We start from the raw sequence: 23,093 nt of genomic DNA, 5'->3' as shown, positions 1-23,093 counted from the left end.
CCGCGGTGGATGCCCGAGAGAGCCACATGCCGCCAGCGCCACAGTCCAGCGATAGCCATCCTTCCGAATCACACGCGCCTGCCCATACGCCTTCGCGGCGCAGCCAGCGCGGCCTGGATGGTTTGAACTTCTTCCTCGCTGACGTGCGCGATGGCGTGGGGCCCTTCCTGGGGATCTACCTGCTGACCCGCTTCGACTGGAGCGCGGGGCAGATCGGGCTGGCAATGTCGGCGATGACCTTCGCCACCATGCTCTCCCAGAGCCCCGCCGGGGTGCTGTTGGACATCACCCGCCGCAAGCGCCTGCTCACCGCGCTGGCCACCCTGGTGGTGGCGGTCTGCAGCGTGCTGATGACGCTGCCGGCCTTCGTCAATCTGCCCGCGATCCTGCTGCTGCAGGCGCTGATGGGAGTCAGTGCGGCGCTGCTGCTGCCGGCGGTGGCGGCGATCACCCTGGGCATGGTCGGGCGCCGGCGCTTTCCCGAACGCCAGGGCCGCAACGAGGTGTTCAACCACGCCGGCAACGTGGTCTCGGCCCTGCTGGCGGGGCTGCTGGCGCACTTTCTGAGCGTCGAGTGGCTGTTCTACTCGCTGCTGCTGTTCGCCTGCGGCAGCCTGATCAGCGCGCTGATGATCCGCGAGACGGATATCGACCATGTCGCCGCCCGCGGCGCGGAGGCACAGGAAACGAAGGGCTCAGCGCCCCAGACCAGCGGCGTGCTGCAGCTCCTGCGCGACCGTCGGCTGCTGATGCTGGGCGCGGCACTGACGCTGTTTCACTTCGCCAACGCCGCGATGCTGCCGCTGGTGGGCCAGTACCTGACGATCGGCGATCAGGACGCCGCCTCGCTCTACATGTCGGCCTGCATCGTGATCGCGCAGCTGGTGATGATCCCGGTGGCCTGGTGGGCGGGGCGCCGGGCTCAGCGCTGGGGGCGGCGGCCGGTGTTCATGCTCGGCCTGCTCGCACTCCCGCTGCGCGGGCTGCTCTACGGGGTCAGCAACGATCCGGTTTGGCTGCTGCTGGTGCAGGCGCTGGATGGCATCGGGGCGGGCATCTTCGGGGTGCTGTGGCTGATCGTGGCCGCCGACCTGACCCGCGGCAGCGGGCGTTACAACGCCATCGTCGGGGTGCTCGGCACGCTGTTCGCGCTCGGCGCGGCGGCCTCCAACCTGGCCGCCGGCTATGTGGTGGATGCCAGCGGCTACGTCGGCGGCTTCGTGTTCCTCGCCGCCTTTGGCGCGCTGGCGCCATTGGTCTATTGGTTCGGGGTGGGCGAGACTCGCAGCGCCGACGCGGACGAGACCGGCGTCGGCACAGACTAGGCCGGCGTCTGCGCGGCAGCGCGCTCCGGCGCGGCCTGGCCCGTCGCCATGCCGAACACCTCGTGCAGGTGGGCACGGTAGGCGGCGACGTCGCGCTCGACGTCGGGCGCCTTGATCACATCGTTGGCGATAAAGGTGGGCAGCGCCGCCAGCCCCACGAACTGCTGCGACTTGTGGAACGGGAAGTAGACCCCGTCGACGCCCCGCCCCTCGAAGAAGTCGCCGGATGAATCGAACGCTTCGCGGGGGGCGTTCCAGGTCAGCGAGAGCAGATAGCGCCGCCCCTGGAGCAGCCCACCGCTGCCGTACTGGCGGCTGGGGTCCTGGCGCGAGCGGCCATCGCTGGCATAGAGCGAGCCGTGGCCGGCGGTGAACACCTCGTCGATATAGCGCTTCACGCTCCAGGGGGCGCCCATCCACCAGCCGGGCATCTGATAGACGATGGCGTCGGCCCACACAATCTTGTCGACCTCCGCCGCGCTGTCATAGCCCTGCTCGATCACCGTCTCGCGGATCTCGTGGCCGAGCTGACCGAGGGTCTCCACGGCGGCCGCATGCAGGGTATTGTTGAGTTCACCGCGGGAATGCGCGAAGGCCTTGCCGCCGTTGATCAGTAGTATCTTCATGTCGATGTCTCTCCCGATAGCTGGTGGTGACCGCGCCTGGGGCGCTGCGCGCCGTTCGCCGTCACCCTTCGATGCGCCCTATTGTGGGGTAACCGCACGCGGGAAAAACCCGTGCCCCGGAAAGTCATCCTTGCTTTAGAATCAACAACCCGCGCCGACGCGCCTCCCGCTACCGACGGCTTACGGATCATGAAAAGTACTCTCGAAGAACAGCAGGCCTTTATCGCCGTGGTCGACTGCGGCTCGATCACCGCCGCCGCCGAACGGCTCGGCATCACCGTCTCGGGGGTCAGCCGCGCGCTCAACCGCCTCGAACGCAAGCTCGACACCACCCTGATGCGGCGCACAACGCGGCGCCTGGAACTGACCCAGGAGGGCGAGACCTTTCTCGACCACTGCCGACGTATCCTCAATGCCGTAGAGGCCGCCGAGGAGTCGGTTCTCGGCCACCAGGACCAACCCCAGGGTCGGCTACGGGTCAACGCCGCCCCGAGTTTCATGCAACTGGTGATCGTGCCGCTGATCGGCGAGTTCCGCCGCCGCTACCCGGGTATCACGCTGGCGCTGGATACCCACGACCGTTTCGTCGATCTGCTCGAGCAGCGAGTCGATCTGGCGATTCGTATCGGTGATTTGGAAGACTCCTCGCTGCACGCGCGTACCCTGGGGCACAGCCCGCTGCGGCTGCTCGCCAGCCCGACCTATCTCGCACGCCGCGGTACCCCGCAGCAGGTGGCGTCCCTGGCGGACCACGACCTGCTCGGCTTCAACCAGCTCGACCATCTCAACCGCTGGCCATTGCGCGATGCCCACGGCGAGCCGCTGCTCATCACCCCCACGCTCAGCGCCTCCAGCGGCAGTACCCTGCTCAACCTGGCGCTGGTCGGCGAAGGCATCGTCTGCCTGGCCGACTACATGACCCTGCAACCGCGTCAGCGCGGCGAGCTGGTGGAGGTGCTGGCCGCGGCGACCGAACGCCAGACCCAGCGGGTCAGCGCGGTTTACTATCAGCAGAGCGCGCTGACCCGACGCGCCCGCGCCTTCATGGACTTTCTCGCCGAGCGTCTGCCGGGTAGCCATCTGGAGACGTGACGCCGCGTCACCCGACCACGCGCTTCACCTAACTGACATACCCGCGTCACCTCAGCGTCATGCAGTCGCCCCATGCTGCAATCGTTTTCATTGCCGTGGGCAGATGGATCGATGTCGTCACGCTGTGGTTTGGGCCGGATCGCCGCGCCCCCTCTCAGGAATATCCTGCAGACAGCTTCGTCGGGGGGTGGCGCATGGCCTCGCGCCCTTCGCTGATCCAGGTCGCCGAGCAGGTCGGCGTCTCGCCGGCCACGGTGTCGCGGGCGTTCAACCGCCCGGAGCTGCTCAATGCTGCGACCCGCGAGCGCATTCTGAGCACCGCCAAGCGGCTCGGCTTCCGCCCCAACAAGGTCGGGCGCAGCCTGCGCTCGGGGAGTACGCGCACGCTGGGCCTGCTGCTGCCGACCCTGGCCAATCCGGTGTTCGCCGCCTGCTTCGAGGGGGCGGAGGCGGCCGCTCTGGATGCCGGTTATAGCGTGATGCTGGCGACCACCGGCTACGACAGCGAGCGCGAGCGCCTGGCGGCGCGCAGCCTGCTCGATCACCGTGTCGAGGGGTTGATCCTGACCGTGGCCGACCCCGCGGACAGCGCCACGCTGAACGAGCTCGGCAGCAGCGGGGTGCCCTTCGTGCTGGCTTACAACGAGTCCGACGACCACCCCTGCGTCAGCGTCGACAACCACGCTGCCGCCGGCGACATGGTCTCTCACCTGGCCGCACAGGGGCATCGCCAGCTGGCCCTGATCAGCGGCCCGCTGGCCGCCTCCGATCGCGCGGCACGCCGCCTGACCGGGGCGATGGCGCGCGCCGAGACGCTGGGTCTGCCCGCGCCGATTCATGTGTCGATGTCACGCCATACCGCCGCCGACCGCTGCCGACTCAAGGAGCTGCTCGCCGCGCCGCAGCCACCGAGTGCGCTGTTCTGCTCCAACGACCTGCTCGCCGCCGCGGTGATCGCCGAGTTGGCCACCCTCGGCCGGCGCGTACCCGACGACCTTTCGGTATGCGGCTTCGACGGCATGGACTTCGGCGCGCTGATGGTGCCGTCACTGGCCAGCGTGCATCAGCCCAGTCGAGAGATCGGCAGCCACGCCTGTCGCGAGCTGCTGGCAGCGCTCGCCGGGCGACCCAGCCATTCGCAGCGCCTCCCCCACCGGCTGCTCGACGGCGGCACCGTCACCGCACCCGTTCCGCCGTGAGACTCACTTTCGCCATGAAATTTCACTTTCGTCATGAGATTTCACTTTCGCCATGAAATTCCAACCACGCCGCCCCGGCGGCATTCGAGGACGATGAGATGCTGAACAAGACGCTGCGCGCTGCCTGTCTGGCGCTGGGCATGACCACCGTGATGCTGGCTTCGCTATCGGTGTACGCCGCCGACGATACCGCGATCTGCTACAACTGCCCGCCGGAGTGGGCCGACTGGGGCACCCAGTTGCAGGCCATCGCGGCCGATACCGGCGTTCACGTACCTCAGGACAACAAGAACTCCGGCCAGTCGCTGGCCTCGCTAGTCGCCGAGAAGAACAACCCGGTAGCGGACGTGGTCTACTACGGCGTCACCTTCGGCATCCAGGCCGCCGAGCAGGGTCTGGTGCAGCCCTACAAGCCGGCGCACTGGGACGCGATCCCCGCCGATCTCAAGGACCCGGACGGCAAGTGGTTCGCGATCCACTCCGGCACCCTGGGCTTCATGGTCAACGTCGACGCGCTGAACGGCTTGCCGGTGCCGCAGTCGTGGAGCGACCTGCTCAAACCCGAGTACCGCGGCATGGTCGGCTATCTCGACCCCAGCTCGGCGTTCGTCGGCTATGTCGGCGCGGTCGCCGTCAACCGCGCCCTGGGCGGTACCCTCGACGACTTCACTCCGGCCATCGAGTGGTTCCAGAAGCTGCAGGCCAATAACCCCATCGTGCCCAAGCAGACCGCCTACGCCCGGGTACTCTCCGGCGAGATTCCGATCCTGCTGGACTACGACTTCAACGCCTATCGTGCGCGCTACCAGGACCACGTCAACGTGAGCTTCGTGATCCCGCAGGAGGGCACCATCAGCGTGCCCTACGTGATGAGCATGGTGGCCAATGACCCGAACCCCGCGGCGGCCAGGAAGGTGCTCGACTACGTGCTCTCCGACAAGGGTCAGGCGATCTGGGCCGATGCCTACCTGCGCCCGGTACGCGCGGAGGCGATCTCGCAGCAAGCCCAGAGCAAGTTCCTCCCGGCCAGCGACTACGCCCGCGCCGGTACCGTGGACTACGCCCGAATGGCGGCGGCGCAGCGCGCCTTCTCCCAGCGCTACACCAACGAGGTGGAGTGATGGCAGCGGCCTCTCAGCGGGCCGCCCCGCTCGCCACGCGGGGCGGTCACCGGGCAAAGCTGGTGGGGCGCCGCGCCTGGCTGCCTATCGCCCTACCCGCCACCACGCTGTTCATCGCCTTCTGGCTGCTGCCGATGGCCAAGCTGGCAGGGCTGGGGGCGGCAACGCCCCAGGGCATGGAGAGCTCGGCCTACTGGCTGGTGGTGACCCAGCCGCGCTACTGGCAGAGCCTGGCCAATACGGTGGTGCTGTCACTGGGGGCGACCCTCGCCACCCTGGCCATCGCGCTGCCGGTCAGCCGCTTTCTGGCCCGGCATCCACACTTCCCCGGGCGGCGGGCACTGATGGCACTGCTGCTGTTTCCGCTCGCCTTCCCCGGCGTGGTGGTGGGCTTTCTGGTGATCCTGACCACGGGCCGCCAGGGCCTACTCAACACGCTCTCACGGGGGCTCACCGGCGAGCCGACAGTACTCGCCTATGGCATGGCGGGGCTGTTCATCGGTTATCTCTATTTTCTGCTGCCGCGCACCATCGGCGTGCTGACGGCGGCGGTGGAGGGTATCGACAGGCAGTGGCTGGAAGCGGCGCAGACGCTGGGGGCACGGCCGTGGCGGCGGTTCGTCGATATCGAGCTGCCGGCACTCGCCAGTGCACTCACCGCCGCCGGGGCGATGTGCTTCGCCACCGCCATGGGCGCCTTCGGCACGGTCTTCACCCTCGGCACCCGGATCGACGTACTGCCGATCACCATCTACGACGAGTTCACCAACTACGCCAACATCCCGGTCGCCGCGGCGCTCTCCGTGGTGCTGGGGCTGGCGACCTGGGCGGTGCTCTACGCCGCCAATGCGGTTGCCGGCCGCGCGGCGCGGGGAGGCTGAGATGGCCGCAGGAGTTCACCCATGACGCATTCGCGTTTCGATACCCGGCTGGGCCTGGCCGTGACGCTCGCCGTCACCGCCTTTCTGATCGGCCCGGTACTGCTCTCGGTCAGCGCGGGGCTGACCCGCAATTATTTCGTCGGGCTCGACAGCGGCCTGACCCTCAAGTGGGTCGCCCAGGTCTGGGATCTCTACGCCGACACGATCTGGCGCTCCTACGCCGTGGCGCTGATCACCCTCGGCGTGACCCTGGCGCTCGGCGTGCCCGCGGCCTGGGTGCTGACACTCTACCCTGGCCGCCTGGCGCGCCTGCTGGAGGAGCTGCTGACCCTGCCGGTGGCGGTGCCGGGGCTGGCCACGGCGCTGGCGCTGATCGTCTCCTGGGGCAGCGTCGGCTGGCTGCGCAGCAGCGTGGCCTTCATCGTCATCGGCCATGTGCTGTTCACCCTGCCGTTCATGGTGCGAGCGGCGCGGGCCGGCATGCAGGGGGCCGATCTGCGCACCCTGGACGAGGCCGCGGCCACCCTCGGTGCCAGCCGCCGCCAGCGCTTTTTCGATATCGTGGTACCGGCCGCCAAGAGCGGCATCGTCACCGGAGCATTGACCGTGGTGACGCTCTCCATTGGCGAATTCAACCTGACCTGGCTGCTGCACACGCCGCTGACCAAGACCCTGCCGGTGGGGCTGGCCGACAGCTACGCCTCGATGCGGCTCGAAGTCGCCTCCGCCTACACCCTCGTTTTCCTGCTGATGCTGCTGCCGCTGATGATCGGCCTGCAGTGGTTCGCCGCGCGTTCGACCCGCAGCGGCGGCCTGGCCCTCGGAGCCTCGACATGAACATCGCAACACCTGCCCGCTCGGTGGCGACCGGCACGACCGGCGCGCCGCCCCACCCCAGCACCGCCAAGACGCCGACCGCCAAGGCGCTGGCGATTCGCCTGACCCGCTGCGCCAAGACCTGGCCGGACGGCACCCGCGCGCTCGAACCGCTCGACCTGGAGGTGCAGGCCGGGGAGACTCTGGCGCTGCTCGGCCCCTCCGGCTGTGGCAAGACCACCCTGCTGCGCCTGATCTGCGGGCTGGAACAGGCCGACGACGGTGGCCGGATCGACTTCGGCGATATGGATGTCACCGGGGTGGCGCCGGAGGCGCGCGGGGTCGGCGTGGTCTTCCAGGGCTATGCGCTGTTCCCCAACATGAGCGTGGCGGGCAACGTCGGTTACGGCCTGAAGATCCGCGGCGTGGATGCCGCCACCCGCAAACGCCGGGTCAGCGAGATGCTGGCGCTGGTCGAGCTGGAAGCGCTGGCGGAACGCCGGATCGACCAGCTCTCCGGCGGCCAGCGCCAGCGCGTGGCGCTGGCCCGGGCGATCGCCATCCAACCCCGGGTGCTGCTGCTCGACGAGCCGCTCACCGCGCTGGACGCGCGCCTGCGCCAGCAGCTGCGGGTCGATCTCGCGGCGCTGCTGCGTCGGCTGGGTATCACCTGCGTGATCGTCACCCACGATCAGGAGGAGGCGATGATGCTGGGTGACCGCGTGGCGGTGATGTCCGCCGGCCGGCTGGAACAGCTCGGCCCCCCGGAGATGCTCTACCGCCAGCCGGCCTCGCCGTTCGTCGCCGACTTTCTGGGCACCCTGTGCCGGCTAGAGGGCGAGGCAGTGCGCCGCCACCACGGCGTCGACACGCTCACCTTCCGCCCCCACGAGATCCGTCTCCACACCCCCGGCAGCGGGCTCGAGGCGCGGATCGAGGCGCGCTTCTTCCTCGGCAGCCACGTGCGCTTCGAATTGACCCTCGACGACGGTCAGCGCTTCACCGCCCTGGCAGCGGCCAGCGCCGGCTGGCAGCGGGGTGAGCGCGTCGGTATCAGTCTCGTCTCTTCTTCATCGGCCCAGGAGCCATTGCCATGCTGATCGCCCAGATCACCGACCTGCATCTACGCCGCCCCGGTCAGAAGGCGTACCGGGTGGTCGAGACCGACCGCTATCTCGCCCCGGCGGTGGCTGCGCTCAATGCCCTCGAGCCGCGGCCGGACGTGGTCCTGATCAGCGGCGATCTCACCGACTTCGGCCGCCCCGAGGAGTACGCCACCCTGGCCGAGCAGCTGGCGCCGCTGGCGATACCCTGGTATCTGATCCCCGGCAACCACGACGATCGCCAGGCCCTGCGCGCGGCCTTCCCGACCCATGCCTACCTGGGTGGCCCGAATCAGGCGTTCATCCAGTACGTCGTCGAGCGCTTCCCACTGCGCCTGATCGGGCTCGATACCCTGGTTCCCGGCGAGAGCCGCGGCGAGCTCTGCACCGAGCGGCTCGACTGGCTCGCCGATCGGCTCGCCGAGCAGCCCGAACGCCCCACGCTGATCTTCATGCACCACCCACCATTCGACACCGGCATCGGCCACATGGATGCCATCGGCCTCAGCGGCCGCGAGGCGCTGGCCGCGCTGGTGCGCACCTATCCCAACGTGGAGCGCATCGTCTGCGGCCATGTCCACCGCACCCTCTTCCAGCGCTTCGCCGGCACCCTCGCCAGTTGCTGCCCCAGCACCGCGCACCAGGTGGCGCTGGACCTGCGCGATGACGGCGATTCCGCCTTCGTACTGGAGCCGCCGGGCTATCACCTGCACCTGTGGCGCGACGAGGTGCTGACCACTCACCATGCCGTAATCGGCGACTACGCCGGGCCCTACCCGTTCCACGAGGCGGGCGGGCTGATCGACGAGTGAGCCGCAGAGAAGTGAAGGGTCATGCTTGCGGTGAGCAAGCCGAGATAGCCGCTGGTACCGGCCCACCCCAATAGCGGGCGCCCGACGAAGGTCTAAGTGCCAAGCATGCGCACAAAATGTACAAGTCTGTACATGAGCAAACCTGTCCGATTCGATAAAAAGCAGCGCGTCGTCGATGAGCTGGGACGCCGCATCCGCAGCGGTGAATGGTCCTCCGGCCACCAGCTGCCCGGCGAGCACCAGTTGGCGAATGAATTCAACGTCAGCCGCGGCACGCTGCGCCAGGCTCTGCTGGAGCTTCAGCGTCAGCAGTACATCGCGACCCAGAGCGGCGTGGGCTCCTTCGTCACCTTCGACGGCATCGCCCTCGACCAGCAACAGGGCTGGGCGCGCGCGCTGGCGCGCTCCGGGGTGCGTATCGTCACCGAGCTGTTGAGCCTCCAGTGCGTGGAGGACGCGGCCCTGGCCGAGCGCGTCGACGGCACCCGCTTCGTCGAGATCGTGCGCCGCCGGCGTCTGGCCGAGGGCGAGATCGTCTCGCTGGAGCGCTCGCTGATACCGGCCCGCGGCCAGCTGGCCCAGCTCCCCGAGCGCGGGCTGATCAACGACTCCATCACCGACACCCTGGCCGCCCACGAGCTGGTGGCGGCACGCGGCGAGCAGTGGCTGAGCCTGGCTGCCCTCGACGCGCAGCAGGCCAAGCGGCTGGAGCGGCCGGCCGGCACTCTGTTCATGCAGTCGACCCGGCTGACCCTGGATACCCACGATCGCTTCGTCGAGCACGTGACCAGCCTGCTCGATCCGGCTCACTTCCACTTCCATCTGGCTTTCGATTCATGACCGACTCTTCTGCCGCGCCCGACCTGCGCCGTCGCGCGCTGGGCGCTTTCTACGGCCTGGCCCTGGGCGATGCGCTGGGCATGCCGACCCAATCCTTCAGCCGCGCCGAGATTCGCCAGCGCTTCGGCACCCTCGACATCCTGCACGACGGGCCGGCGGATCAACCTATCGCCCCCCACATGCCCGCCGGCTCGATCACCGACGATACCGAGCAGGCCGTGCTAGTGGCCGAACTGCTGATCAGCGGTCACGGCCATATCGAGCCGCTGGCCTTCGCCCGCGCACTCTCCGCGTGGGAGGCCGACATGAAGGCGCGGGGTTCGCAGGATCTGCTGGGGCCTTCCACCAACCGCGCCCTGGCGATGATCGCCGAGGGCATCGGCCCCGATCAGAGCGGGCGCTTCGGCACCACCAACGGCGCCGCCATGCGTATCACACCGGTGGCCATCGCCACGCCGTCGGCCCCCCGCGAGACGCTGCTCGAGGCGGTGATCGAGGCCAGCCAGGTGACCCACAACACCTCGCTGGGCCTGGCCAGCGCCGCGGCCGTCGCCGGGGCCATCTCGGCAGGCCTGGAGGGTGCGCCGCTGGAGCAGGCGCTGAGTGTCGGTCACGAGCTGGCCACGCTGGGCGAACGGCGGGGCCACTGGAGCGCCGGCGGCCTGATCTCGGCGCGCATCGCCTGGGCGCGCCAGCTGGTCCGGGGCTGCGACCACGAGACGGGCGTCGCGCTGATCCATGACCTGATCGGCACCTCGGTCGCCTCTCAGGAGTCGGTGGTCGCCACCTTCGCCCTTGCCGAACTCGCCGGCGACGAGCCGCTGACAGCGCTCACCCTGGCCGCCGGCATCGGCGGCGACACCGACACCATCGCCGCCATGCTGGGCGCCATCCTCGGCGCCTGCCACGGCCCCGAGGGCCTGCCCGGTGCGCTGGTAGCGCAGGTCGCGCGCGTCAGTCATTTCGCTCCGGAACCGCTCGTCGATCAGCTGCTGGCGCTGCGCCGGCGCCATACCCAGCACCACTGAGCTCCAGGACCACTAATCCCCCAGCACCAACAGGATAAACGCCATGGCCTCTCTCGATGCGTCGGCCGCAAAAGCGGGACAACTGGAAACACGCGGGATCGAACCGGCGCCGGAAGCGGAGTGTCACGGCCATCCGCTGCAACTGTTCTGGGTCTGGTTCGCCGCCAATATCAGCATTCTCGGCCTGCCGCTGGGCGCGACCCTGGTCGTCTATCAACAGCTGGCGATCTGGCAGGCGTTCATCGTCGCGGTGATCGGTGCCGGGGGGTCGTTTGCCGTGGTCGGGCTGATCTCGATCGCCGGCCGCCGTGGCCGCGCACCCAGCCTGACGCTCTCCCGCGCGATCTTCGGAGTCCGGGGCAATGTCGGCCCCACGCTGGTCTCGCTGATGTCGCGCCTGGGCTGGGAGACGGTCAACACCACCACCGCGGCCTATGCGCTGCTGTCACTCTCGGCGATCGTCTTCGGCACCGCGCCCACCGCGGGCGCGGTACCCCTGCTGACGCTGGTGTTCATCGCTCTGTTCGTGATCTGCACCCTGCTGGTCTCGGGGCTGGGCCACGCCACACTCCTGGTCATCCAGAAGTGGGCGACCTGGGGCTTCGGCGCGCTGAACATAGTGGTCGCACTGTTTCTGATGGCGACCATCGACTGGCAGGCCGTTGCCGCGACCCCGGCGGCTCCGCTCAGCGCCGTGCTGATCGGCATCGGCACCATCGCCGCCGGCACCGGCATCGGCTGGGCCAACGCTGGCGCCGATATGTCGCGCTATCAGCATGGCCGGGTAAAGGGCTGGTCGCTGGTGCTCTCCGCGGCCGCCGGTGCGGGTATCCCGCTGGTGCTGCTGATCACCCTGGGCGGGCTGATCTCCGCCGGCGACGGTCACCTGGCCTCGGCCAACGACCCCATCGCGGCGATCCGCGCCATGCTGCCCGACTGGATGGCGGTACCCTATCTGCTGGCGGCCTTCGGCGGGCTGCTGCTCTCCAACAACCTCTCGGTTTATTCCGCCGGGCTCACCACCCTCACCCTGGGGCTGCGCGTGAAGCGGGTCTACGCCGTGGTGGTGGATATCGTGGCGATCTTCGCCGGCTCCATCTACTTCATGCTGATCGCCGGCGACTTCTACGGCCCGTTCATCTCCTTCATCAGTCTGCTGGCCGTGCCCATCACTGCCTGGGTCGGCGTCTTCCTGGTCGATCTCATCCATCGCCACCACTTCTCGGGGCCGGACCTGCTGGATGTCAGCCCGACCAGCGTCTACTGGTATCACGGCGGTGTCGAGTGGCGCGCCTTCACCAGCTGGGCGCTGGCGATCGTGATCGGCTTCTGCTTCACCAGCATCGGCATCAGCGGGCATGTCTGGTTCACCGGCGTGCTCGCCGACAGCTGGCTGGGGCACAACGGGCTGGGCTGGATCGCCACCTTCGTGGTCGCCGCCGGCAGCTATCTGCTGATGGGCGGCGCCCGCCATACGGCGCTGGCGGTGGCACGATGAGCGCCGCCCGCCTGATCCATACCGGCCAGGTGATCGTCGACCTGGTGATGCCGATCGAGCGGCTACCGCCCCCCGGCGGCGACACCCTGGCCATGGATGCCACCTTCGAGGTCGGCGGCGGTTTCAACGTCATGGCCGCCGCGAGCCGGGACGGCATGACCGTCGTCTACGCCGGCGGCCATGGCCAAGGGCGCTTCGGTGACATGGCGCGTGAGGCGATGCGTCGTGAGCGCATCGCATGGCTCGCTCCGGTGGATGAGACCCGCGATACCGGCTTCTGCGTGGCGCTGGTGGACCAAGCCGCGGAGCGCACCTTCATCACCCATCTCGGCGCGGAGATCGGCGGCCGCGACGTACTGCACCGGCTCGACCCGACGCCCCAGGATCACGTTCTGGTGAGTGGCTATACGCTGCTGCATGAGACTGCGGCCGCGACGCTGATCGACTGGCTGAGCCGGCAACCGGCATCGCTCTCGGTGGCGTTCGACCCCGGACCGATGATCGCAGACCTCTGCCCGCAGCGGCTGGACGAGATCCTGCGGCGCACCACCCTGCTCAGCTGCAACGCCGAGGAGGCCCAGGCGCTGACCGCCACCGACTCGCTAGCGGCCGCACTGAGCGCGCTGCCCGCACGGACTCAGGCGCCGCTGATCGTGGTTCGCGATGGGCCGCGCGGCTGTCGTCTGCTGGCGGATGGCCAGCAACATCATGTGGCCGGCTTCGACACCCGCGCCGTCGATACCAACGGTGCCGGCGACGCCCATACCGGCGTGCTGCTGGCGGCACTGAGCCGCGGCCAGACGCCCGAACAGGCGGCACGCCGCGCCAATGCGGCCGCGGCGATCGCCGTCAGCCGGCATGGCCCGGCTACCGCCCCAGCGGGCAGCGAGATCGATGCCTTGCTGGCGGAACAGCCAAACACGTAACGCGGGGAGCCGGGTTGGCGTGTAAAACGGGGATGGGGGGATATCGGCGTTCAGGATGGCCCGAACAGCGCCTCGTAAACCTCGGTGGCGCTGTCGTAGCGAGTGAACTGACCTTTGGGGACACTGCGGATGGCGGGGCGCTCTGCCTTGACGCCCGCGGCATTGCCCTTGGTATGTCGCGCAATACTGAACGCCGAGATATCGGGTAGCGGTTCGCCCGGTAGACCTCCGAAGAAGAGAAACGGCCCAAGCGCGAGCGTATCGGCGTCGAACAAAATCCAGACCACTGCACCCGAAGGTTTGCTACCCAATGCGGTATGCACGCTCTGCCTGGCGGTGCGCGCGTCCAGCTTCGACGCCTTGAGTTGCAGATGGCGCACGAGGGTCCGCTCCTCGGCGATCAGATCGTAGCCGCTGTTATCCACCTCCGGTCTCGCAATTTCGAGCTGACGACCTCTCACTAGCCAAGCGTGTTTGAGCAATTTGCCAATGAATAGATGCTCGATCAGACGCTCCCGATACGACGAGTGAGTCGAGTGGTAATCCATCGATGAGACTCCTCAAGCGGCAGGCACTGAACCGGCCATGTCATATGCACGTCGCGTCACAACGGGCCTGGTGAATGAACAGATACCGAGGTCATTCAGGGTCTCCAGACAGTAGCAGGTCCCCCCTGCGATGGCATGCGCATTGGCATCGGTGAGCACTTACCAGCCGCCGCCGCCACCGCCACCACCGCCACCTCCAGAGAACCCACCACCACCTGAGAAGCCGGAACCAGAAGAATTGACGGCACTACAGGCGGTGAACGTAGAGTTCATGGAACTGCAGGCATCGAAGACCGAGCCCGTGCTGCCCGCTGCTGAGGAGTGGTAAATCCACCAGGGAAAGATCAGTTGACTGGATGAGGCTGCGTCATGATCGGAGAGCTCGGGTATCTTCACCTGCGCAGCCTGGAATTCGCTTTCCATATCCAGTGCAACGGCATAGGGCCATAACGCCTTTAGTTCCGACGCCTCCAAGCGGGGTGCCTCCTCTCCCACATGGCTAAGCATGTAAGCTTTGAGCCCCTCTATCTCTGCTTTACGCTCTCTACCGAGTCGTGTGGTTCTTCCCAGCTTTCTCACAAACGCCCAAAAAGCCACGGGCAGGAAAAGCATCGCCATGAACGGGAAAAGATCGAGCGTGTGCATGGCATAGCCCCAGATCAACCACCACCCGCAAGATATCGGCAGTGCGACGCCGAGGCTCTTGGCCATGTAGCGGTTCGTGCTATAGGGAACCTCGATATCACCCGCCACGACGCTAACAAATATCAGCCCACCCAGCGGAATGAGACCGACCCAAAGCGATGTGGGATCCATGGGGTCAGTGGTCATGACATTGGGCACGAACACAGCGAGATAGGCAACAATGACACCTAACAGCATCAGCCCACCATGAGACTGATAAAACGCTTCGCCATGTTCGTTGCGCATCGCTCTTTTGAAGGCTGTCCGCAGCCTCTGCAAGTCCTTGCGGTTTTTCTTGGACACCTCGATGGTATTGTCCCTGGCTTCCAAGTGCTCCAAGATCGCTGCTTCTTCTACGGGCAGATTTTGGGCAGGTTTAACCGTGCGCTTCAGCACCCACTCTGCGCTAGACTGCACCACCGTCACATAGCCCTTCTCACCGAGATTGAGTATCGAACTCACGAGTGCTTTATTACGTATCTCGCCATTGTGAACGATCAAATGCGCCAACGCGGGAGATAGATTACCCAGCGATCCAGAATACGGCGCTGATGGCAGCACCGGCTCCTCATGCGACCCTACGCGACGAAGCATCACCCAGTAACTGGCCAATACTAACAGCAAGCCCAAGAAAGCCACCGTATTGCTCGGGCGCTCGGTTACATACCAAATCAGTTGATCGATCGTGGTCGGCTTGCTGACCACCCCTTTACGGAAGGCTACCGCAATCGTCACGCCCTCTCCGGGCTGCAATGGCGCGTTCGTGTGGGTTACCACACGCGTCCCATCATCACTGACCACGGAGTCAGCCGCATGCCCGCGCTGACCATAGGAGCCGGTATAGGTCTTGACTCCCTCCACGCCGGCACCATCGGGTAAATGAACGGTAGAAACTGCCTGCTCAATGGGGAATTTCCAGCGATTGCCTGTCACGTTCCAGTAGAGTTCATCGTGCATTTTAAAGAAACGGATTTGGCGATTGGTGCGATAACGCAGAACGAAACGATGGGGCCCAGGAGCAATATCGACATTCGGAGTCCCCATATAGAGACGTACATAGTCGCCTTTTCGAATCTGCCTGGTCTGCACCGGTTCACCATCCAGTCTCGCAGAGATGACATCGAAACCTACGCGATGAACGACACCGCTTATACGGTTGATCACGGGAAAGTCTCGATAGAGACCATGACGAATATGGTAACCATGAGACAGCACATCGAGCATCTCTGTAACAATCATGTTCCCCGAAGGCTGAACGACGATATCGCTCGAGAAACGGGTGATTCTCTCTACCGCATACGCATTCAAGGAGGCGCAGGCACCCATGAGCGCCATGGCCAGTAGGCACACCACTTTGCGCCATGCGGGTCTCACGCCTCTCAGAATCCGGCTCCGACCAAGCGAAGACACCATGAAACCTTCCACATTGAGAACATCCAGAACTTGATACATGATGTCGATTCGCCAAATCAGAGCCGAAGCCAGCAAGAAGATGATGCGCTAAAGGAACCGAATATTAATGCTAGTGCTTTCCACGAATATCACTTAGCGATCGGGACGATCTCAAAGCGGGTCGCCACCGTGCCCAATAACGCCTCTCGATCATCGGCCGTCAACATGTTCATGGCAAACGCCAACTTCCTGAGCGACTTATCTGGCTTGTCGTCGTTGCGACGATAATGCACCAAGAGCACCTTCTTCTTGCGTTCGATACGCTCCACTTCGCTGTCGAGAATCGTGTGAGTACGCGCCAAAGGGGCCGGCTGGAAGACAAGATAGTCGGCTCCGATACGAGCAACGGGAGAGAAGTGAAACCAGCACCCCATGCCCACCATAAGCCCGCCCATTCCTATGGGCGCAACGGGAGCGGTGGTAAAGCTCACCGCCATGAACAAACCAAGCGCCAGGGCAACACCACCGACACCCAGCATCAGGCGCGCTTGTGTTTTGGCGTAAAATTCCTGCCCTTGTGAAATCGTCGACACGTTATTTCCCTCGATATCCGAATGCGTTTCAGCGTGAGTTTTCTTCAGCCAGTGCGCGGCGCTTGTCGAGCGAGGCATCATCATTCCGGCTGCTGGCACGACGAGCCCCGTAGACGGTTATCAGCCCCAGCGGGACGAAGCAGATAGAGCCAATGATCACGAGGATGAATCCTGGTTTGTGCTTGCCGCTCCACAGCATCAGCGCACCCAACAGAGCCACTAGCCAAGAGGCCCCGGTCAGGTAGATCAAGACATCCGGCACAGACTCACCGGGCTCCATATAGAGACCATTGATCAAACCCAACCACCAAAGAAAGGTAATCCCCAACCCCAGAAAGACCGTTTTCATAGCGCTCTCCATCAAATAAAAGACTGACACACCCTGGCGAGCGGCAAATATTATCAGCCCTGCACTGACCCGCAACCAAAAGTTTATTTAAGATACAAGGCACGCAGAGAACAGCCTTTGCATCATCCGACTTGCAAAAAATGCTGCCAGTTTCGCACTCGAGAACACTTACGACGGCTTCCACTGTCTCAGACTGATCCCTTCGCAGCCCGACAAAAACCAAAAAACCACATGCAAGAAACGCTTTGATGCTTCTCAAGAAGCAACCCAGCAATATTTGAAGCGCGACGCCATGCCTGCTTATAACTTTTTCAAACTTCCACACCCGGAGGCAGCTCTATGACGAAGACCACCATTCAAAAGCGTCTAATACTTTCAAACCATACTCGAAAACGATCCTCAACGATTAGAAAGCACTATTTCCGGGCCACACTCATCGATAATCTCTTGAGACCACTGCGGTACTTTGCAATACTTGCAACAGAAGTAATGCCCCGCACCACCAACCACCTTGGGAATAAAGGTGACCACACTCATCAAAACAGACAACAGCTTAATGACTAGCGACTTTGAGTTTACCTTAGGATCGACGACTTCCATCGCCTGCCTAAAACTAGGCTTAAGGGAAACATAGTCGTCTTCTTTAGGTGCATCCAAGCCACTAATATCCTGCAAGGTCATAAACTGACGAACATACTCGAATTGGCAGCTCAACCAACGCTCCGTCATGCTCCCAGTAACATGACCTAAATTAATCATTTCTTCGCCAATAGAAAAGCTATCCAGCACACCATCGTACTCATTCAACACATAACCGCGCACCTCATAGTCGCGCCCCTCGGGCCCACCTGCCCGTTTTGGCACGATACAAAAGGTACAGCGACGCCAAGGATAGGTGACAGGTTGGCCATCATGAATACTAAAAAAGTGAACATTCCCCATGCGGCGATTAAAGACAACGGGATAGATAGCGTAACGCTTCACTTCTTGCCTAGCCAGCCATAAAAACCCTGCTGCAGGAGATAAAAAAATTAAGACAAAGCCAGGAATTGCCCAGAAAGAGGCAAGCGGACTATAAAAAGGAACACTTGCTATAAACGCAAAAGAAATAGCCGAAAAAAGCACACCCACCGTTCCCCAACCCAGATAAATACCCCTCCGCTCAAACTCAGAATCGGCGACTGCAAGTACTTCATTACTATATAATAGCGTGAGGCACGTAGGCCGAGCATCGTCAGCAGCCGGTTCATCCAAGGAAAAGCGCCGCTCCTTGCCGTCAGCAGGGAGCTCGAATTGATACTTAGGCATCATGCCCAGGCTTTTTAAAACCTGAATTCGCCTTTTCATATGCCTCACCATAGCGTCGACTGACTTCTCGGGCATCCAAACAAGCAGAGCATGGCCACCCATGCATATTGTACATGCAGCAGCACCAGGATTTTAAAAAACAAGCGCGGCGGACCGACATCCTATATCACTCATACTAGCCCGCCTTAAAAACGAGGCCTCTAGCGATTAGAGAGGACTATCTCCGGACCACATTCATCGACAATCTCTTGAGACCACTGCGGCACTGTGCAGTACTTGCAACAGAAGTAATGCCCCGCACCACCAACCACCTTGGGAATAAAGGTGACCACACTCATCAAAACAGACAACAGCTTAATGACTAGCGATTTTGACCTCACCTTAGGGTCAACAACTTCCATCGACTGCCTAAAGCTAGGCTTGAGAGAGACGTAATTATCTTCTCCAGGTGCTTTCAAGCTGCTGACATCCTGTAGCGTCATGAATTGACGAACGTACTCAAATTGACAGCTCAACCAGCGCTCCGTCATGCTTCCAGTAACATGACCTAAATTAATCATTTCTTCACCGATAGAGAAGCTGTCCAGCACAACATCGTACTCATTCAGCACATAACCGCGCACCTCATAGTCGCGCCCCTCGGGCCCACCTGCCCGTTTTGGCACTATGCAGTATGTGCAACGGCGCCAAGGGTAGGTAACCGGCTGGCCATCATGAATGCTAAAGAAATGAACATTCCCCGTATGGCGATTAAAAACAACTGGCGATATTGCGTAACGCTTAACCTCCTGCCAAGCCATCCACAAAACCCCCACCGCAAGAGGCAAAATGATCAAAGCAAACACAGGAATCATCCAAAATGGAGCAAGAGGATAGAAAAAGGGCAGTGACGACATATAACAAAACAACACAATCAAGGGAACTCCAATTGCAACTCCCCAGCTCAGATAAATTCCTCGCCGCTGAAACTCAGAGTCAGCAACCTGCAATACATCATCGCTGTAGAAAAGCATAACCTGGGACGGACAAGCCTCGTCGGCAGAAGGGCTTTCAATAGAGAAACGTTTCTCTTTACCGTTAGAAGGAAGTTCAAATTGATGCTTAGGGATCATACCCAAAGCCTTAAAAATCCGATCTCGCTTATTCACCCTCACCCCCTAAAAATATCATTAAGTTCCTGTTGGGATTCTTCAATGTTCGGAAATCTATCAGCAAATCCGTAAAAACAATGACTTAGCCACTGCTGAGTTTTAGAATCCGTCAAAATTCCTATCAGAAACCCAATACCTAGCATGGCTAAAACCAAAGCCATACCAAGCAATGAAAAAACACCAGCGGCTATCGCGATATAGCCAAGAGCGAAACCACCTGCAGCCGAAGCCAGATAGAGCGCCGACAACCCATAGTTACCTTTGACCACCTCTTCAACTGCATGCATCACATCGTATACAGCAAAAACAAACGCCACACCCGCACCTAGAAAACGGCCAATCTTGCCCACAGTCTTGAAAAGGCTTTTGGTGCCATCTGAGAATTGCTGACCAGCCGCTACGAGCCCTTTCACACCTGCTTCTACTGTCTCGCACAGGCCACCGACGACACCGGCCAGCGAGGCCCAGAACTTGACCGACAGCTCGCGGCGGCTGAATGAATTGGCATTATCCAGCGCCTTACCCGCGTAGTACCAGGAGATGCCCGAAAAGAACAAGGAGACCGCATTCATTCTGACTTCGCCACTCATGGCTTTCTGGAAGCCCGGCATGATGCCTTCGCGAATGTTACGCGGGGTCAGAACGATAGGCTCACGAGAGCGCAAGATTCTCTCCGCTGTCGCGCGCCCGGCCCCCTGGCCGTCACCGATTGCCGCCAGGCGTGCGCGATCCACGAACACGAAGTGCTGAGAGCCGATCTGGTCGTATTGGCCTGTTCTTTTTAGCATCTCTCGCAGCGCACGCTGCATCTGAAGTCGGCTGGGCCGTTTGTTCGCCGGGATGGCCAGACGCATTTCCTCGGCCAGAAGATTGACGAACTGCGTAGGCGTGCCCCTCAAGGGGCGCTCCACAATCCATTGATCGGTGGAGAACATCGATGCCATCAGATAGAGGTTCTTCGCAGTGCCCTCGACACCCTGGGAGAGTAACTTGGCAACCGGCGCCCCGGAATGATAGATCAGCCTGGTGAAGGCGTTGCGCCCCGCGGTTTCGCTCGTTTCCGGGTTCAGCATCGCTTTGGCGCTTTTCTGCCATGCGGCGTTGAATTTGTCGAGAATCGTTACAGCGCTTTGTACGGTCAGGGGCGGCGCGCTGTCGATCTCCGCCAGGTGGTCATCCTGGTTGTGCCCGAGGCTTCGTAGCAACGGGTTTTCAGGGTCGGTGGGGTTACCCGCACTCGCCCAGGTCCTCAGTATTTCGGCACACTCCTCCCGATCAGCGGCATCGTCGATGCAGTCGACGAAGTGGTTGACGTAATTCACCCCGGAATCGAGTTCGTCCGTCCGATAATCCGACGAGAAGATCCTTTTCAGATCGGGAGAGTCCAGCCAGGTCGCGTGATCTTGAGAGAGCGGTATGTCTATCGACTCGGAATCGGCTTTGAGAGTTTCCTTGACACTTTGATAGTCGTCTTCGATTTGCTTGTCAGTCCGCGCCAGGAACTTCTGCCCTTCCCGGGTTTCCTCCCAGGCAGCCTCCCGGACCTCCTTGATACTCTCATCGGTCAGTCGCTCAGAGGTGGCCTCCTTGTGCGCTATCCTGGCTGCAATAATGTCGTTTTCTTCTTGTAATTCATCTCTGAATCGCAGCTGATGCTCACTCGGGCCTACCATTTCGATCCGCGCGTTGATTTGCTGCAACTGTAGCTCATTGTATTCCAGCATTTCTGGATCACGCAGCAGCACGGATTGCCGTTGACGCTTTTCGGCTTGGTTTCCCACTGACTCGCGTATGGTTTGTATCCCCGCCCAGGATGATAGCCGCCAACTGAAACGCTGCAACGACGCTGACACCGCCTGAATCTGCTCGGCGTTGAGCTCGAAGGTGATACCCCGCGGGTCGTGGGTTGCGAAGAGAATGGCACGGCCCTGCGATTTACGCTCGGCTGTCTCGACCAGGTCGTCGGCCTCGATGGCGCGCCAGTGGAACGGATAGACAGATTCGAACTTAGCGGTGTTGTGCGGATCATCCTCATCGGCCACGGTGCTATGAAAGCTCTGCCAAGCGTTGTGCCGATATTCGCTCACCCAGTCACTCACCGCCGACAGCGGCGCGGTGTGTGGCTGGCCAGCGGCGGGGGAGATACACAGAGACGGGTTGAGCGGCTGCATGCGGGTCGCGGGGTCACGGGCGATGCGATCGCGCACGGTTGCGTCCCAGTCGGTATCCGAAAATGCCAACCAGGCCTGGGTGACCTTTTCTGGCTGGCTGATGGTCACGCAGCGCGCCATCTGCCAGTCGCTGGAACGTCGGCACGCCTTATTGGCTTCCATATTGGGCGTCAGATGGCCGTCGAGCGGTATCGGCATGAAGTTGCTATCGCTGGTGACGCGATATTTGCGCCATATCACGCCATCGGCATCGCCACTGGGGAAGTGCATATAGAAATAGCCAGCGCGCATGCTGCGTACAATATAGGTCGCACGCTGCATGGCTTTATCCAGAACGCCCTCGCCGAAATTGCCGCCACTGGTGATGGGTGCGAGGCCGCTGATGCTATGGGCATGGCTCTCTGCGATCGCCGAATAACGCACCGGCAGAATCACCAGACCTGGGGACTTCTGGCACATCTGGCAGTCGCTGCAACCGCCGGTCTCGGCAGAGGCATCGGTGTTCCCACCGGACGTATTGGCGACCGCCGTCGCAACCGCTTCGTTGATGTCTGGAATCGCACTCATGCTACGTCGTTTCCCGGTTGGTCAATTGTTCCTGGATGGTTTCCCAGCGGGCCTGAGGCCAATTGCCGGTCACGTGTCGATAGGTTGTGTCACCGTTCGCCAAGGCAATGGCGTTTGCGATATCGGGGTGCCGGGCGATGTCGGGGTGGATCAACAATTCATGCAGCGCCAGCGCAACGCGATCTTGCAGATCACGCAGCCCTAGCGCTTGCCCATGGTCCAGGCAGGCGGCAACCCATTTACCGGCGTCGCGGTCGTCGCGTGGTGCCTGGGGGTCGTGAGCGCGCCACTGCTGCAGGCAGGCGCGTAGGGTGGGCAGCTCGTTCAAGCGGCGCGTCTGGGTGTCGTCGAGTGTCAGCCGCAGCCAGTGAGGCGCTTGCGGCTCATTGTCGATCTCGACCCACTGCGACGACGCATCCAGAAACGCCCAACGTGAGATTCTGCCCAACAGGGAGTGCAGCTGATCCTGAGCAAGAATCCAGCGGAGATGCGTCATGACGCGCGGGTCGAAGTAGCGGCAATACATCCAGCGCGATGCGGGCGTAGCCGCAAGGCAGTACCGGCTCAACTGGTCTCTGAGCACGTCCGCTTCGACGTCGGCCCATAGCAGCGCGCAGACTGTCGGCGGCATGCCACGCCGCGAGACGTTTTGCGCCTGCGCTCTGAGCGTCTCCAACGAGGCCTTGCCGATGCGATAAAGATGCGGCGTCAGCCCATGCAGGTCCGGCCTGCGCCGTGGCAACAAGGCACCGATAGGCTCGCAGTCGTCACCGAGCGCCAGTGGACCGTTCAAGTGATCGTGCAGCAACCAAGCCGTCATCACAGCACCTCAGCCATCCACCAGCGATGAACCACGGTTCGCGGCGCCCTGGTGCTTCGTCGCGCAGTCTGACCCCTCCGGCAACTCGGGCATGGCCGCGTCCAGGCTCGCGGGGCCACCGAAGACATGCTGGGCACCCTTGATATCGATCTTGCCGGGGCCATGAACGTCGATATTGCCGCCTTCGATGCGGATATAACCGCCACCACTGTTCAGCAGGATGCCGTTGGCGGCGTTGATCTC

The 23,093-nt window shown here is 62.9% G+C and carries 22 protein-coding genes; 12 read left to right on the top strand and 10 right to left on the bottom strand.

Annotation, left to right across the window (positions count from 1 at the left end; all coding sequences use genetic code 11):
- Positions 1-26 precede the first annotated feature (26 nt).
- A complete protein-coding gene (locus J0A90_RS16680; RefSeq protein WP_207033775.1) occupies positions 27-1,325 on the top strand; it encodes an MFS transporter in 1,299 nt (432 codons plus the stop codon).
- Here the strand turns inward: J0A90_RS16680 and J0A90_RS16675 are convergent.
- Positions 1,322-1,951 (bottom strand): NAD(P)H-dependent oxidoreductase, encoded by a 630-nt coding sequence (locus J0A90_RS16675; protein WP_207033774.1) that lies wholly within the window; start codon positions 1,949-1,951, stop codon positions 1,322-1,324. The genes J0A90_RS16680 and J0A90_RS16675 overlap by 4 nt on opposite strands.
- A gap of 189 nt (positions 1,952-2,140) precedes the next feature.
- On the opposite strand from J0A90_RS16675, the gene J0A90_RS16670 reads away from it, so the two are divergent.
- The 11 genes from J0A90_RS16670 to J0A90_RS16620 all read left to right on the top strand — a co-directional run bounded on the left by J0A90_RS16670 (position 2,141) and on the right by J0A90_RS16620 (position 13,267).
- Complete coding sequence (locus tag J0A90_RS16670) at positions 2,141-3,043, top strand: LysR substrate-binding domain-containing protein (protein WP_207033772.1); 903 nt, start codon at positions 2,141-2,143, stop codon at positions 3,041-3,043.
- 194 nt (positions 3,044-3,237) lie between these two features.
- Entirely contained in the window at positions 3,238-4,242 is a 1,005-nt protein-coding gene (locus J0A90_RS16665; protein ID WP_207033770.1) for a LacI family DNA-binding transcriptional regulator, read from the top strand.
- A 98-nt stretch (positions 4,243-4,340) separates the two neighbouring features.
- Positions 4,341-5,363: an ABC transporter substrate-binding protein gene (locus J0A90_RS16660; protein ID WP_207033768.1), complete on the top strand. Its 1,023-nt coding sequence runs from the start codon at positions 4,341-4,343 to the stop codon at positions 5,361-5,363.
- Positions 5,363-6,244 carry an ABC transporter permease gene (locus J0A90_RS16655; protein ID WP_207033766.1) on the top strand — a complete coding sequence of 294 codons (882 nt, stop codon included), beginning with the start codon at positions 5,363-5,365 and terminating at the stop codon, positions 6,242-6,244. The genes J0A90_RS16660 and J0A90_RS16655 overlap by 1 nt, the downstream gene beginning before the upstream one ends.
- 21 nt (positions 6,245-6,265) lie before the next feature.
- Positions 6,266-7,081, top strand: a complete 816-nt coding sequence (locus J0A90_RS16650; protein ID WP_207033763.1) for an ABC transporter permease — start codon at positions 6,266-6,268, stop codon at positions 7,079-7,081.
- Complete coding sequence (locus tag J0A90_RS16645; protein WP_207033761.1) at positions 7,078-8,160, top strand: ABC transporter ATP-binding protein; 1,083 nt, start codon at positions 7,078-7,080, stop codon at positions 8,158-8,160. The genes J0A90_RS16650 and J0A90_RS16645 overlap by 4 nt, the downstream gene beginning before the upstream one ends.
- Complete coding sequence (locus J0A90_RS16640) at positions 8,154-8,975, top strand: phosphodiesterase (RefSeq protein WP_207033758.1); 822 nt, start codon at positions 8,154-8,156, stop codon at positions 8,973-8,975. Before J0A90_RS16645 ends, J0A90_RS16640 begins: the two co-directional genes overlap by 7 nt.
- A gap of 132 nt (positions 8,976-9,107) precedes the next feature.
- Positions 9,108-9,815: a GntR family transcriptional regulator gene (locus J0A90_RS16635; protein WP_207033756.1), complete on the top strand. Its 708-nt coding sequence runs from the start codon at positions 9,108-9,110 to the stop codon at positions 9,813-9,815.
- A complete protein-coding gene (locus tag J0A90_RS16630; RefSeq protein ID WP_207033754.1) occupies positions 9,812-10,843 on the top strand; it encodes an ADP-ribosylglycohydrolase family protein in 1,032 nt (343 codons plus the stop codon). Before J0A90_RS16635 ends, J0A90_RS16630 begins: the two co-directional genes overlap by 4 nt.
- Before the next feature lie 43 nt (positions 10,844-10,886).
- Positions 10,887-12,341: a cytosine permease gene (locus tag J0A90_RS16625; RefSeq protein WP_207033753.1), complete on the top strand. Its 1,455-nt coding sequence runs from the start codon at positions 10,887-10,889 to the stop codon at positions 12,339-12,341.
- The gene (locus J0A90_RS16620) at positions 12,338-13,267 is read left to right on the top strand and encodes a PfkB family carbohydrate kinase (protein WP_207033751.1); all 930 of its coding nucleotides are present in this window, start codon (positions 12,338-12,340) and stop codon (positions 13,265-13,267) included. The genes J0A90_RS16625 and J0A90_RS16620 overlap by 4 nt, the downstream gene beginning before the upstream one ends.
- A gap of 50 nt (positions 13,268-13,317) precedes the next feature.
- On the opposite strand, the gene J0A90_RS16615 is transcribed toward J0A90_RS16620, so the two are convergent.
- From J0A90_RS16615 to J0A90_RS16575, 9 genes are all read right to left on the bottom strand, one after another.
- A complete protein-coding gene (locus J0A90_RS16615) occupies positions 13,318-13,815 on the bottom strand; it encodes a hypothetical protein (protein WP_207033748.1) in 498 nt (165 codons plus the stop codon).
- 159 nt (positions 13,816-13,974) lie between these two features.
- The gene (locus tag J0A90_RS16610) at positions 13,975-15,951 is read right to left on the bottom strand and encodes a DUF2207 domain-containing protein (protein WP_207033746.1); all 1,977 of its coding nucleotides are present in this window, start codon (positions 15,949-15,951) and stop codon (positions 13,975-13,977) included.
- 89 nt (positions 15,952-16,040) lie between these two features.
- Complete coding sequence (locus J0A90_RS16605) at positions 16,041-16,484, bottom strand: hypothetical protein (RefSeq protein ID WP_207033743.1); 444 nt, start codon at positions 16,482-16,484, stop codon at positions 16,041-16,043.
- Positions 16,485-16,512: 28 nt separating this feature from the next.
- Positions 16,513-16,833, bottom strand: a complete 321-nt coding sequence (locus J0A90_RS16600) for a hypothetical protein (RefSeq protein WP_207033741.1) — start codon at positions 16,831-16,833, stop codon at positions 16,513-16,515.
- Positions 16,834-17,232: 399 nt separating this feature from the next.
- Positions 17,233-18,180 (bottom strand): hypothetical protein, encoded by a 948-nt coding sequence (locus J0A90_RS16595; protein WP_233076879.1) that lies wholly within the window; start codon positions 18,178-18,180, stop codon positions 17,233-17,235.
- A gap of 161 nt (positions 18,181-18,341) precedes the next feature.
- Positions 18,342-19,289 (bottom strand): hypothetical protein, encoded by a 948-nt coding sequence (locus J0A90_RS16590; RefSeq protein WP_233076878.1) that lies wholly within the window; start codon positions 19,287-19,289, stop codon positions 18,342-18,344.
- A 2-nt stretch (positions 19,290-19,291) separates the two neighbouring features.
- Complete coding sequence (locus J0A90_RS16585; protein ID WP_207033738.1) at positions 19,292-22,030, bottom strand: T6SS effector BTH_I2691 family protein; 2,739 nt, start codon at positions 22,028-22,030, stop codon at positions 19,292-19,294.
- Between the two features lies 1 nt (position 22,031).
- A complete protein-coding gene (locus J0A90_RS16580; RefSeq protein WP_207033736.1) occupies positions 22,032-22,850 on the bottom strand; it encodes a DUF4123 domain-containing protein in 819 nt (272 codons plus the stop codon).
- Between the two features lie 9 nt (positions 22,851-22,859).
- The coding region (locus J0A90_RS16575) for a DUF2345 domain-containing protein (protein WP_233076877.1) at positions 22,860-23,093 on the bottom strand (234 nt) is incomplete at its 5' end.

Source organism: Salinicola sp. DM10 (assembly GCF_017306975.2).
In the GTDB taxonomy this organism is placed as follows: Bacteria; Pseudomonadota; Gammaproteobacteria; order Pseudomonadales; family Halomonadaceae; genus Salinicola.
The sequence above is the reverse complement of the archived record's forward strand: the minus strand, read 5'-3'. Positions and strand labels throughout refer to the sequence as shown.

Bases quoted from the DNA above. Each gene is read 5' to 3' on its own strand.
- J0A90_RS16660 (WP_207033768.1), top strand. From the start codon at position 4,341: ATGCTGAACAAGACGCTGCGCGCTGCCTGTCTGGCGCTGGGCATGACC.
- J0A90_RS16665 (WP_207033770.1), top strand. From the start codon at position 3,238: ATGGCCTCGCGCCCTTCGCTGATCCAGGTCGCCGAGCAGGTCGGCGTC.
- J0A90_RS16655 (WP_207033766.1), top strand. From the start codon at position 5,363: ATGGCAGCGGCCTCTCAGCGGGCCGCCCCGCTCGCCACGCGGGGCGGT.
- J0A90_RS16680 (WP_207033775.1), top strand. From the start codon at position 27: ATGCCGCCAGCGCCACAGTCCAGCGATAGCCATCCTTCCGAATCACAC.
- J0A90_RS16645 (WP_207033761.1), top strand. From the start codon at position 7,078: ATGAACATCGCAACACCTGCCCGCTCGGTGGCGACCGGCACGACCGGC.
- J0A90_RS16635 (WP_207033756.1), top strand. From the start codon at position 9,108: ATGAGCAAACCTGTCCGATTCGATAAAAAGCAGCGCGTCGTCGATGAG.
- J0A90_RS16675 (WP_207033774.1), bottom strand. From the start codon at position 1,951: ATGAAGATACTACTGATCAACGGCGGCAAGGCCTTCGCGCATTCCCGC.
- J0A90_RS16670 (WP_207033772.1), top strand. From the start codon at position 2,141: ATGAAAAGTACTCTCGAAGAACAGCAGGCCTTTATCGCCGTGGTCGAC.
- J0A90_RS16585 (WP_207033738.1), bottom strand. From the start codon at position 22,030: ATGAGTGCGATTCCAGACATCAACGAAGCGGTTGCGACGGCGGTCGCC.
- J0A90_RS16610 (WP_207033746.1), bottom strand. From the start codon at position 15,951: ATGTATCAAGTTCTGGATGTTCTCAATGTGGAAGGTTTCATGGTGTCT.
- J0A90_RS16625 (WP_207033753.1), top strand. From the start codon at position 10,887: ATGGCCTCTCTCGATGCGTCGGCCGCAAAAGCGGGACAACTGGAAACA.
- J0A90_RS16630 (WP_207033754.1), top strand. From the start codon at position 9,812: ATGACCGACTCTTCTGCCGCGCCCGACCTGCGCCGTCGCGCGCTGGGC.
- J0A90_RS16580 (WP_207033736.1), bottom strand. From the start codon at position 22,850: ATGACGGCTTGGTTGCTGCACGATCACTTGAACGGTCCACTGGCGCTC.
- J0A90_RS16640 (WP_207033758.1), top strand. From the start codon at position 8,154: ATGCTGATCGCCCAGATCACCGACCTGCATCTACGCCGCCCCGGTCAG.
- J0A90_RS16620 (WP_207033751.1), top strand. From the start codon at position 12,338: ATGAGCGCCGCCCGCCTGATCCATACCGGCCAGGTGATCGTCGACCTG.
- J0A90_RS16650 (WP_207033763.1), top strand. From the start codon at position 6,266: ATGACGCATTCGCGTTTCGATACCCGGCTGGGCCTGGCCGTGACGCTC.
- J0A90_RS16595 (WP_233076879.1), bottom strand. From the start codon at position 18,180: ATGAAAAGGCGAATTCAGGTTTTAAAAAGCCTGGGCATGATGCCTAAG.
- J0A90_RS16600 (WP_207033741.1), bottom strand. From the start codon at position 16,833: ATGAAAACGGTCTTTCTGGGGTTGGGGATTACCTTTCTTTGGTGGTTG.
- J0A90_RS16615 (WP_207033748.1), bottom strand. From the start codon at position 13,815: ATGGATTACCACTCGACTCACTCGTCGTATCGGGAGCGTCTGATCGAG.